Source organism: Rhodocyclus purpureus (genome assembly GCF_016653115.1).
Classification (GTDB): domain Bacteria; phylum Pseudomonadota; class Gammaproteobacteria; order Burkholderiales; family Rhodocyclaceae; genus Rhodocyclus; species Rhodocyclus purpureus.
In genome coordinates this window covers 52,570-63,985 of sequence record NZ_NHRX01000048.1, presented here as the reverse complement: position 1 = coordinate 63,985, position 11,416 = coordinate 52,570, and the positions used below count along the sequence as shown (strand labels likewise).

Here is an 11,416-nt window from a genome sequence, read left to right as displayed (position 1 = left end):
ACGACAGCGACCGCTGCACAGGGGGCTCCGGGGCGAGTAGTCCGAGAGGCCGCAACGGGTCGGGTAACGTCCTACACGGCAGATGAAAGCAGACTTTAGTCGCCGAGCTGGCTCCAAGGACTGCTGACCGGCAAATACCGGCCACTCATTCGGCAGCAGCTGTATGTCCGTAATGGCCGACTTGCTGCCCGTGGCCAAGCCAGCGGTACGACCGCTCCGCTCGGTTACTTGCCGTTGGAGCATCGAAGCAACCAATGACAGCAACGGGTCGCTATGGAGAGATTTGCATAGCGACCCCTATGCGCACCCCCCAACTATGCTCACATACCCTGAGAATGACAGCGCCGGCCGCTGTTCAGGCCGGCGTTGCTGCGCATAGTTAGAGCGTCTTCAGGAAACGCATGAGTGAATCCGGCGCCTGATATCGAGGTAGCTGTGTGTCGGGCGCTTCCAGCCGCGCGAGCGCCTTCTCCTTCATTGCGAGGTCGGCCTCGACGTAGCGATGGGTCGTCGTTGTGCTCTCGTGCCCGAGCCAGAGCGCGATCACGTTGAAGGGGACGCCCGACTGCAACAGGTGCATCGCTGTGGTGTGGCGCAGAACGTGCGGCGAAACCCGCTTTTTGAGGAGGCTGGGTTCTTGAACAGCCGCACGAGCGACAGCGAGATTCAGACGCTGAGCAACGTTGGATCGGGACATCGCTCGACCATCACGGTTAGGCAGCAGGGCAGCCTCGCCGCGAAGCGCCGGGTTCAGCCGCAGCCAAGCGCGAATCTCCACGACAGTACGGGCCCACAGCGGCACCGAGCGCAGCTTGCGCCCCTTACCTTGCAGATGGACGCAGGCGGCGCCGTCAAGGACGACGTCGACCACGCGCACGCTGATGATCTCGGAGACCCGCGCGCCGGTGTTGTAGAGCATGGCCAACAGTAGATGATCTCGCTGCGAGGACCAGCTTTCTCCAGGTTGTCCCAGCACCGCGACCATCTCCCCCCGCGTGAGGTAGCCCAACATGGGCCGCTCGAAGCGTTTCATCGGCACGCCCAATGCCTGCTCGACCACATGCAGCGAAGTTATGTCGCGCCGGCCGGCGAACTTCAGGAACGCACGCAGCGCAGTCAGTCTCAGGTTCCGGCTGCGAACTCCGTTATGGCGCTCTTGCTCAAGGTAATCCAGGAACACCAGGATCAGTTCGGGCCGAATGTCGATCAATTGGAGGCTGGTCGGCGTCTTGCCCAGCTTGTGGCTGGCGAAATCCAGGAACAACATCAAGGCGTCGCGGTAGCAGGCCACCGTGCGCGGGCTGACCGCTCGTTGCGTGACCAGATGCTCGGTGAAGAACTGTTGCACCAGTGCGGCAAACGACGGCGGATTGGGTGCGATGGCATTACGCATGATGCACCTCCTGTAGCGACATGAACGTTTCGAATCGCCCTGCGGCCAGCGCCATCAACTCGGGTACCGCCGAGAGGTACCAGTAAGTGTTGGTCACCATCGCATGTCCGACGTAGGTGGACAGCGATAGCATCGCTTGATCGATGTCCACTCCCTGCGCTTGCCACAGCAGGATGCGGCGTACGACGAAGGTATGCCTCAGGTCATGGATGCGCGGGGCATGGTGAGCACCCCGGTTGCGCCAGCCCAACCGTTCTCGCAACTCGATGAAGACGCGATGCACTTGCCGGTCGCCCAGGGGCATTCCCCGTCGACGACCTCGCGTGCCGACGAAGAAAGGGGCCTCGTCCTGTGCGGATACGCAGGCCATATCGCACCTTCCTCGATAGAGGCGCAGGGCTTCCACTGTGCTGGGGTGTAGGGGAATCTGACGCGACTTACCGAACTTGGTCAGGCGAATGGTGAGCATGCCGCGCTTGAGGTCGACATCGGCGTTGGTGAGTGCCAGCGCCTCGGAGATACGCATCCCGGTGCTAGCAAGCAGGCCGAACAGCGTCTCGTAGATGATGCCGCGCAGACCAGGCGACGGTCCAAGTTGCCGCGCGGCGGCCAGCAGGTCGATGATTTCCTTCTCACTGTAAATATGTGGTGCCTGCCTCTCGGGTAGACGACCGAAGATGGCATCGCCGGGAACCTCGGTTGCCGGCTCGAACTGGACAAGCCAATGCGTGAATGAGCGCAACAGCTTGAGCCGACGTGCCCAGGTGTGCGGATCGCTGCTTGCATGGCTGTCGCAGCGCGCCCAGCTAGCCATGATATCCAGTGTAATCGGACCATAGTGGCCGACGGCCTGGACATGGTGGGCGAAGCTGCGCAGAGCATAAGCTTGGGTGCGTACGGAGAATCCCAGTTGGTGGCGTTCATCCAGATAGCGCTCGACCAGCGCTTGCAGAGTGGTCTCCGGGCTCATGCTGCGCTCCCCGGCCACGCCAGGGCGACCTCGGTGAGGTTGCGGCTGTCGAGCTTGGCGTAAATCATCGAGGTGTTGAGGGAGCGGTGGCGCAGCACGTCGGCCACCTCCTTGAGGGAAGCGCCGCCAGCCAGCAATCGATTGGCCATGGTGTGGCGCAGAAGGTGCGAGCGGGTGTAGGGCAACCCGGCACGAGCGAAAGCTTGGCGAATCGCCTTGCGCACGAGGTCCGGTCCAACAGGCTCGCCGCGCGGCGTGTGGTGGCGCACGAAGACCGCTCGATTGCGCGTCTTGGGGCGTTCCTCTTCCAAGTAAGCCGCGATGGCCGCGCCGGTGGTCGCTGGCAGCGGCAGGACATCTTCACGGCGGCCCTTGGTGTGCCGCAGCGTAATCGTGCCAGCGCGCCAGTCGATGTCGTCCAGGCTGATCCGGGCGATCTCGCCGCTACGCAGTCCCAGATCCAAGGCGCAACGCACGATGGCGTCGGTGCGTCGCAGTGATCGGCCCGGCTTCCCGAGCGAGTTGACCAGTTGCTCGACTTCCTCGGGCGTGAGCGTCTTGGGAAGTGAGGACAACTGCCAGTTGGCAGGGTAGGACAGTACGCCGATCAGCCCCTGCACCGCGTCGCCCAGGGAAACGCGGTAGCGGAAGTACCCACGTAGCGATGCAATCACCGTGCCCGCACTTGCCGGTTTGCTGTAGAGCTTGGCCTGTTGCGCGAAGAAGTCGCGAACTTGGTCAGGCTCGATTGCGGCAATGTCGATGGCTGCGTCGCCGAAGCGGGAGATCAGCAGCCGTCTTACGATCCGTAAGGCTATTTCTCGGGTCTTGGGTGCCAAGCCCCGCACATGGTCCATGTACTTATCGTAGCGGCGGAGTTCCTCGTCCACGGGCTTCGAACTCAGCGGTACTGGAGCAACGGCACCCTGAGCACGCAACACAGCCAAGAGATGCCCCAGAGCGGCGCTCAGCGTACGACGATCTCGCTGCACCGGGCCAGTGCAGTGGCAACGCGCCGGATGCTTATCAAGAAACTTTGCTACCAATGCTTCGTCGATGCTTTGCACGCGTAGCCGACGACTGTGCATCCACTGCGAAAAATGGCTAACAACGCCGAGATAGTTGGAGAAGGTGTTCGCTGCGTAGTCGCGGTTTGCGAGATACAGCATGTACTCATCGAGGTGCGGGGCGAGCGGCCCTTTGGCGAGCCAGTCAATGCCGTCGTGTTCGGATGAACGTGTGTTTCCCATGGTGGTCTCCTCATGTAGGACCACCACTGCACAAAACGGCAGAAACTATGTCCAGCTCCGCGTTGGGCAACTGGACCTGATGCCACGCTGGCACTGAATCAACCAGCCCCTACTCATCCAACATCCGCATAGTTGCGACATGCGCATAGGGGTCGGCAGCTGCCGGACGCTCCACTTTTGCACCTCGGCCTTGCGGACATCTAACGGGAACCACTCGGACGGCAAGGGCATGATCGTCTGCGATGAGGTTCGTCGCGCACCCCGCAGAGGCTTCGTCCGCAGGCCCGGCGGGTCGGTTTGACATTCTTTCTGGCGACCAACTATAGTCCGCCCATGGCTTTGGTCCCGCTCTCCGCCCCGATTGCATTCGCGCCCTGTGCGGCTGCGAAGATGGGTGGTGCAGCGTCGCTTCACCCGGAACTCCCGAGAGTCTGCCCGACTGCCGCAGATTCCTGGGCCCGGCGATACGCTTTCCCCTCCTAGCGCGACAAGACCATCGCCGGGCTCAACAGCAGTGAGACAGCAGCGGATCGCTGACGGTGCCGCGCTTTCAGAGCTCGCCCCATTTCCCCTGCTTCACATCTTCGTCGTGCGCGTGCTGCACGCCGTGTCCATTCGCCCGATCCTGTGGCGATTGCCAGCGGCCGCCGCCTGATCCCTTTCTCGCACCCTCCGGTGCGGGACAACACTTGCCATCAGGATTTTCATGAACATCCATAACCACAGCATCTGGCCGCCACCGGCAGCCTCCGCCCTCAAGCACCCTGCGCATGCTGCCCGGTACGGCGCGTTGCCGCAGCAATCGGTGCATTCCGTTCAGATCGTCCCGAAGTGAGGTCGAGATGAACACGCCTTTCATTTCCCTGTGTCCCGAGATCACTCGGGCAAACGCGCTGACGCTGATGGACTGGCTGGAGGACGAAGAGGTCACCCGCTACCTGAGCGATTCGCGCCATGTCTCCCGCCTGATCGAGCAGGTGGTCGGTCGGGTCCAGTTGCCGATCCTGACTCATCTTTTCAACCAGGGCGGCCGCTTCTTCATGGCCTATGACCAGCATGACGTGCCGGTGGGCTTCGTGCGTCTCGCCAAGACGGGCCCGGACTGCGAAATGGTCCTGGTCATCGGCGACCGCGAAAACTGGGGCCGCAAGCTCGGCGCCAGCGCCATCCGCGAAGGCATGAAGTTCGCGTTCTTCGAGATGCGGGCCGAGAAGCTCATCGCGAAAATCCAGGCGGACAACGTGCGATCGCTGAACGCTTTCCTGCATGGCGGCTTCTTGCTGGAAAGCGAAACGCTGGCGATGAAGTCCCTGGCCATGAGTTCGGCGCGCTATCTCCGGCTCTTGCGCGAACGCCCTGCGCTTCACACCGCCGACATCCACATCACCGAGATCGACAAGGCACGACTCAGGAATCTGCTCGACCTCGAACTGGGCCCGGATGTTTTCGAGCTCGAGCACGAGATCGAGCGCGCCATCGTCGTCGATCCGAGGAAAGTGGCGGAGGATGTCGTCACGATGAACTCCCGGGCCCTGCTGCAGGTGGACGACGAGGAGGTGGAAGTGACGCTGGTTTACCCGGAGGTCGCGGACGATCGCGCCGGGAAACTGTCGATCTGCTCCGGCATCGGCACGGCCATCCTGGGCTACAAGGAGGGCGATGCCTTCAACTGGCGGATTCCGAACCGAACCTGCCACATCCGGATCGGGAAAGTCCTTTACCAACCGGAAGCCGCGGGCGATTTCCACCTGTAGCGCTGCACGCGCCTGCTCAGGCGCCGGGCGACTGCCCGCAGGAGGTAGTCGCCCACGGCATGGCCCCAGGACCAAGCGAGTGCGCAGGGGCCGAGTCGCGATGACATCCCAGCCAGACTTTTTGCCTCTGTGTAATCCATGGGCTACATTCGTCGCATTGGCGAAGGAGTGGAAACCATGAGCGAACAGTTTTCCCGTTGGGATCCCGTCGATCAGCTCAAATCCGAGGAAGACATGGCGATGTATCTGGATGCCTGTCTTGAGGAAGATCCGGGGGATGGGAGCGTCGTGCGCGCCGCGCTGAATGACATTGCTCGCGCGCAAGCGTGACGCTTTCTACTCGATCGGGATAGGTCTGAAGTAGCCCTTGATGCACACGGTCTTGCGCACGCAAAGCTGGATGTGGTTTTCGCTGCGGAAGCCAGCGTGCGGGTATAGGGGCTTGCCTTCGAGAAAGGGGCCGCGGATCGAATCGTATTCTTCTTCCCCGCGGTCTTCCCGGTACAGATGAAGGAAGTTCATCACTGCGCAGTCCAGTGCCCGTCCCGCCTTGTCCGGGGTGCTGCCGACGTTGCGGGGTAGTTGCTGCCCGACCAGCTTCATCGTGCGCTTCAATTCAGCGTGAGCTTCCCTGACCTGCACCAAACCATCGTGGTCGAACAGATCGAGGCAATGCCTCAGGTCGATAATGGCGCCCAGTACGAACGGTTCGTCGATCTTTCCTTCGCGTTGACGCTGGAGCGCCCATTGCATTGCCCGGCTGGGGTTGCCCTCCCAGAAGTAGATCCCGTGGCCAAGCCAGTCGTACTTCTTCTCGGACTTCTTCAGATGGGCTTCGGCGCCGCGCAGGATGGCTTCGCCAACTGCCCTGTCGCAGCCATGAAAGCCCAGCACGAAGCTGGGCTGGTACTCATAGGCCGACCAATCGCCAGCCATCAGGAACGGTAGGGTTCGGCCAGCGCGCCGGTTTCGTCGAGAATGCCTGCACGCTGCAGGAAGTCCCTGGCCTTCTCCTTGCTCTTGCGGATTTCCTTGCCGAAGTCCTTCATGTCAGCGGCGCGCTCCTCAGGCGTCATGACGCGCACAAGCCTCCCACGCAGCTGCGATACGGGTTTCACAGCGGTATTCGCGGGGCGTTTTGCAACGTTCGGCATGTTGCTCCTCCTGAGGCTTCATTCTATCGCGATCCTGGTCGCCGGGGACCATTTCCTGCGAACGGCTTTCACCAACAATTGCCGTCTTCGCGAGCAGCCGCCGGTGGCGCCGCACTACGACCGTTCCCTGTCGCTGCTCTGCGCGACGACAGGACGACGAATCAGGACGGGGCCGCCAGCATCGGGGTGAAGCTGTCGCTCGCTGTCATGTGGCGTGACGGAGCTGCTCGACGAGTTGTGCATGCAGGCGTCGATCGCCGCAGGCAACGACGGCACCGCCGTTTTGGGCGGAACTGCCGTCCCATGCAGTCACGACGCCTCCCGCTCCCTCGATGATGGGGATCAGTGCCTGAATGTCGTAAGGCTGAAGACTGGCCTCGACGATGGCATCGACGAACCCGGAGGCGAGCATGCAGTAGGCGTAGCAGTCGCCGCCGTACCGCGTCAGCCGGGCGCGGCTCGCGAGCGCAGCGAAGGCTGCACGCTGCTCGGGTGTCTGGAACATGTCGGGCGTCGTGGCCATCAGGACCGCCGAGGACAGGCTGGCGCAGGAGCGCGTGCGCAGCCGTGCGCCGTTGCACCAGGCGCCGGCGCCGGTGCCGATGTAGCGCTCGCCGGTGAAGGGCTGGTTCATGACGCCGAGCACCGGCCGATGTCCGTCGTTGAGGGCGATGAGCGTTCCCCACAAGGGAAGTCCGGTGATGAAAGCGCGTGTGCCGTCGATGGGATCGAGCACCCAGGTGAGCGGACTGCTGCCGGTCAGCGCGCCGTCTTCTTCGCCGAGGATGCCGTGCGTCGGGTGGCGTTCCCGGATCAATGCGCGCATGACCTGCTCGCCTGCCTTGTCGGCGACGGTGACGGGGTCGAAGACCTGGCCGCCTTTGTCGGTGACATCGAGCTGCGATCGGAAATAGGGGCGGATGACATCGGCCGAGGCGTCGGCCAGTTCTTCCGCGAAGGCCAGGTAGTCGGCGAGCTGATTTGGAGTGAGCGGCATCGGAAGAGTCCTCGGGTTGGGAAAGCTTGGGATCTTGGGGGAAGTGATTGCCGTATTCGACGGATTATCGTCCGGAACGATCCAGGCGACACTCCGTCCACGCAATATCACCCAGCGGAGCGTGAACATGAGCGCCCAAAGCAACACCCGCATGCCCACCCTGTTCGTGCCCCATGGCGCCGGACCCTGCTTCTTCATGGACTGGAATCCGCCCGACGCCTGGAACGCCATGGCGGATTTCCTCAGGAACGTGGCGCGCACCCTGCCCGCGCGCCCGTCTGCCATCGTGGTGGTGTCGGCGCACTGGCTGGAGCCGGCCTTCAGCGTCACCAGCGGCCTGCAGCCGGAGCTGTTCTACGACTACTACGGCTTTCCGCCGCACACCTACGAACTGCGCTACCCGGCGCCCGGCGAGCCGCAACTGGCGGCGCGCATTGCGGACCTGCTCGGCCAAGCGCGGTTGCCGGCGCAACAGGATGCCGCCCGCGGCTTCGACCACGGCATGTTCATCCCGCTGAAGCTGATGTTCCCCGATGCCGACATCCCCGTGGTGCAGCTCTCGCTGCGCCATGACCTCGACCCGCAGGCGCACCTGGAGGCCGGCCGCGCGCTGGCTGCGCTGCGCGACGAGGGCGTGCTGATCGTGGGGAGCGGCATGAGTTTTCACAACATGCGCGGCTACGGCGACCCGCGCTTCGGACCGATCTCCGACCAGTTCGACCGCTGGCTGGTGCACACGGTCGAGTCCCCGGCAGCGCAGCGCGAGCACGTCCTGGCCGCCTGGGAACAGGCCCCGTCGGCCCGACTATGCCATCCGCCGCGCGCCGAGGAGCACCTGCTGCCGCTGATGGTGGTGGCCGGCGCGGCCGGCGAGGCTGCCGGCCAGCGCATCTTTGCCGACCGTGTCATGGAAACGACTCTGTCGGCGTTTCGCTTCGACTGACTGTCATGGCGAGTTGTGCCGCTGCGAAGCATGAAACGCGCCCATTCGCTGCCGTCATTGCGAGGCGCGCAGCGCCGCGGCAATCCAGTTCGTTCTTCCGTCCCTCGCCCTTGGCAGCGATCCACGGGCGACCCGATGCCAGACCTACGCACTGGATCGCCACGCCCTGAGGGCTCGCGATGACGGTTACCGTCTCGCCCCTCGCCATGCATTCCTGGCACTGCCGTCATTGCGAGGCGCGTAGCGCCGTGGCAATCCAGCGTGTTCTTCTGTCTCCTCGCCCTTGGCAGCGATCCACGGGCGACCCGATGCGAGACCTACGCACTGGATCGCCACGCCCTGCGGGCTCGCGATGACGGTTACGGTCTCGCCCCTCGCCATGCATTCCTGGCACTGCCGTCATTTGCGAGGCGCGTAGCGCCGTGGCAATCCAGTTCGTTCTTCTGTCCCTCGCCCTTGGCTGCCATCCACGGGCGACCCGATGCGAGACCTACGCACTGGATCGCCACGCCCTGCGGGCTCGCGATGACGGTTACGGTCTCGCCCCTCGCCATGCATTCCCGGCACTGCCGTCATTGCGAGGCGCACAGCGCCGTGGCAATCCAGTTCGTTCTTCTGTCTCCTCGCCCTTGGCAGCGATCCACGGGCGACCCGATGCGAGACCTACGCACTGGATCGCCACGCTCTGCGGGCTCGCGATGACGGTTACGGTCTCGCCCCTCGCCATGCATTCCTGGCACTGCCGTCATTTGCGAGGCGCGTAGCGCCGTGGCAATCCAGTTCGTTCTTCCGTCCCTTGCCCTTGGCAGCGATCCACGACGGACCCGATGCGAGACCTACGCACTGGATCGCCACGCCCTGCGGGCTCGCGATGACGGTTACGGTCTCGCCCCTCGCCATGCATTCCCGGCACTGCCGTCATTGCGAGGCGCGTAGCGCCGCAGCAATCCAGTTCGTTCTTCTGTCTCCTCGCCCTTGGCTGCGATCCACGGGCGACGCGATGCGAGCCCTACGCACTGGATCGCCACGCCCTGCGGGCTCGCGATGACGGTTACCGTCTCGCCCCTCAGCATGCATTCCTGGCACTGCAGTCATTGCGAGGCGCGTAGCGCCGTGGCAATCCAGTTCGTTCTTCTGTCTCCTCGCCCTTGGCAGCGATCCACGGGCGACCCGATGCGAGCCCTACGCACTGGATCGCCACGCCCTGCGGGCTCGCGATGACGGTTACCGTCTCGCCCCTCAGCATGCATTTCTGGCACTGCCGTCATTGCGAGGCGCGTAGCGCCGTGGCAATCCAGTTCGTTCTTCTGTCTCCTCGCCCTTGGCAGCGATCCACGGGCGACCCGATGCGAGACCTGCGCACTGGATCGCCACGCCCTGCGGGCTCGCGATGACGGTTACGGTCTCGCCCCTCGCCATGCATTCCCGGCACTGCCGTCATTGCGAGGCGCGCAGCGCCGCGGCAATCCAGTTCGTTCCTCTGTCCCTCGCCCTTGGCTGCCATCCACGGGCGACCCGATGCCAGACCTGCGCACTGGATCGCCACGCCCTGCGGGCTCGCGATGACGGTTTCGGTCTCGCCCCTCGCCATGCATTCCTGGCACTGCCGTCATTGTGAGGCGCGTAGCGCCGCGGCAATCCAGCGTGTTCTTCTGTCTCCTCGCTCTTGGCAGCGATCCACGGGCGACGCGATGCGAGCCCTACGCACTGGATCGCCGCGCCCTGCGGGCTCGCGATGACGATTACGCTCTGAGCCCCTCTCCATGCACTCCTGGCACTGCCGTCATTGCGAGGCGCGTAGCGCCGTGGCAATCAAGTTCGTTCTTCTGTCTCCTCGCCCTTGGCAGCGATCCACGGGCGACCCGATGCGAGACCTACGCACTGGATCGCCACGCCCTGCGGGCTCGCGATGACGGTCTCAGCCGCGCTCCATCCACTCCTGGCACTGCCGTCATTGTGAGGCGCGCCCATCTATAATGCTCGACGCATGAACCGCCCTTGGTGGGCGCCAGGCGCGTGAGCAACAGTTCCTTGAGGTACCAACAATCCTGAGGAGAATGAGTGATGACAAAGGTTCTTGTCTTGTACTACTCGTCGTATGGGCATATCGAAGCGATGGCATCGGCCGTGGCTGAAGGCGTCAGGGAAGCGGGCGCGCAGGCGACGATCAAGCGTGTGCCCGAGCTGGTGCCGGAACAGATTGCCCGCTCGTCCGGCATGAAGCTCGACCAGGCCGCGCCGATCGCCACGGTGGCGGAACTCCCCGACTACGATGCGATCATCTTCGGCACCCCGACCCGATTCGGGAACATGGCCTCGCAGATGCGCAACTTCCTCGACCAGACTGGCGGTCTTTGGGCGAAAGGCGCACTGATCGGAAAGGTCGGTAGCGTGTTCGCCAGCACCGCGACCCAGCACGGCGGCCAGGAGACGACGATCACCAGCTTCCACACCACGCTGCTGCATCACGGCATGGTCATCGTCGGCGTGCCTTACTCGGAAGCACGCCAGACGATCATGAGCGAGATTACCGGTGGCAGTCCCTACGGCGCGACGACGCTGGCCGCGGGCGACGGTTCGCGCATGCCGAGCGAGAACGAGCTTGCCATTGCCCGCTTCCAGGGCAGGCACGTCGCGGCGATCGCCGCGAAACTTGCCGCCGCCTAAGCAAAGGCCGAAGGCCCACGCGCCCGAGCACGCCTTACTTGCGCTCGGGCGATGTGGACTTCAAACGCATGCGTGCTTGTGATGAGTCTGTCGAAGCCCTGTCGAAACCCGACAGTGGCGACGCACTTCGAAAAGTGAAACATCGGCCGACCTGCTCTGCGGAAGCCGTAGCGATCAGCAGCTCGTCATCGCGAGCCCGCGTGCGTGGCGATCCAGTGCGTAGGGCTCGCATCGTGAAAAGCGCCAAGACGGAAAAACGAACTGGATTGCCACGGCGCTGCGCGCCTC

Annotated in this window: 11 protein-coding genes; 5 read left to right on the top strand and 6 right to left on the bottom strand. The window is 63.7% G+C overall.

Annotated features, from left to right (window positions below; genetic code table 11):
* Nucleotides 1-379 precede the first annotated feature (379 nt).
* From CCR84_RS09975 to CCR84_RS09965, 3 genes are read right to left on the bottom strand one after another with little or no spacing between them, the layout of a single operon-like run.
* On the bottom strand, nucleotides 380-1,393 hold the full coding sequence (locus CCR84_RS09975; RefSeq protein ID WP_201211808.1) for a tyrosine-type recombinase/integrase: 1,014 nt from the start codon (nucleotides 1,391-1,393) through the stop codon (nucleotides 380-382).
* A complete protein-coding gene (locus tag CCR84_RS09970; protein ID WP_201211806.1) occupies nucleotides 1,386-2,363 on the bottom strand; it encodes a tyrosine-type recombinase/integrase in 978 nt (325 codons plus the stop codon). Before CCR84_RS09970 ends, CCR84_RS09975 begins: the two co-directional genes overlap by 8 nt.
* Complete coding sequence (locus CCR84_RS09965) at nucleotides 2,360-3,613, bottom strand: site-specific integrase (RefSeq protein ID WP_201211804.1); 1,254 nt, start codon at nucleotides 3,611-3,613, stop codon at nucleotides 2,360-2,362. Before CCR84_RS09965 ends, CCR84_RS09970 begins: the two co-directional genes overlap by 4 nt.
* A gap of 706 nt (nucleotides 3,614-4,319) precedes the next feature.
* Between CCR84_RS09965 and CCR84_RS16715 the strand changes: the two genes are divergently transcribed.
* From CCR84_RS16715 to CCR84_RS09955, 3 genes are all read left to right on the top strand, one after another.
* Nucleotides 4,320-4,448 carry a hypothetical protein gene (locus CCR84_RS16715; protein ID WP_274610799.1) on the top strand — a complete coding sequence of 43 codons (129 nt, stop codon included), beginning with the start codon at nucleotides 4,320-4,322 and terminating at the stop codon, nucleotides 4,446-4,448.
* 7 nt (nucleotides 4,449-4,455) lie between these two features.
* Nucleotides 4,456-5,367, top strand: a complete 912-nt coding sequence (locus CCR84_RS09960) for a bifunctional GNAT family N-acetyltransferase/nucleoside diphosphate kinase regulator (RefSeq protein ID WP_201211802.1) — start codon at nucleotides 4,456-4,458, stop codon at nucleotides 5,365-5,367.
* Nucleotides 5,368-5,544: 177 nt separating this feature from the next.
* Nucleotides 5,545-5,697 (top strand): helix-turn-helix domain-containing transcriptional regulator, encoded by a 153-nt coding sequence (locus tag CCR84_RS09955; RefSeq protein ID WP_201211801.1) that lies wholly within the window; start codon nucleotides 5,545-5,547, stop codon nucleotides 5,695-5,697.
* Nucleotides 5,698-5,703: 6 nt separating this feature from the next.
* On the opposite strand, the gene CCR84_RS09950 is transcribed toward CCR84_RS09955, so the two are convergent.
* The 3 genes from CCR84_RS09950 to hisN form a co-directional block, all read right to left on the bottom strand.
* On the bottom strand, nucleotides 5,704-6,303 hold the full coding sequence (locus CCR84_RS09950; RefSeq protein WP_201211799.1) for a hypothetical protein: 600 nt from the start codon (nucleotides 6,301-6,303) through the stop codon (nucleotides 5,704-5,706).
* Nucleotides 6,303-6,521 (bottom strand): hypothetical protein, encoded by a 219-nt coding sequence (locus CCR84_RS09945; protein WP_201211798.1) that lies wholly within the window; start codon nucleotides 6,519-6,521, stop codon nucleotides 6,303-6,305. Before CCR84_RS09945 ends, CCR84_RS09950 begins: the two co-directional genes overlap by 1 nt.
* A 205-nt stretch (nucleotides 6,522-6,726) precedes the next feature.
* Nucleotides 6,727-7,716, bottom strand: coding sequence for a histidinol-phosphatase (hisN, locus tag CCR84_RS09940; protein ID WP_242508654.1), 990 nt, complete (start codon nucleotides 7,714-7,716; stop codon nucleotides 6,727-6,729).
* Here hisN and CCR84_RS09935 point away from each other — a divergent pair.
* Together CCR84_RS09935 and wrbA are read left to right on the top strand one after the other, a co-directional pair.
* The gene (locus tag CCR84_RS09935; protein ID WP_242508653.1) at nucleotides 7,715-8,461 is read left to right on the top strand and encodes a DODA-type extradiol aromatic ring-opening family dioxygenase; all 747 of its coding nucleotides are present in this window, start codon (nucleotides 7,715-7,717) and stop codon (nucleotides 8,459-8,461) included. The genes hisN and CCR84_RS09935 overlap by 2 nt on opposite strands.
* 2,064 nt (nucleotides 8,462-10,525) lie before the next feature.
* Nucleotides 10,526-11,128, top strand: a complete 603-nt coding sequence (gene wrbA / locus CCR84_RS09930; protein ID WP_201211795.1) for an NAD(P)H:quinone oxidoreductase — start codon at nucleotides 10,526-10,528, stop codon at nucleotides 11,126-11,128.
* Nucleotides 11,129-11,416: the final 288 nt, after the last annotated feature.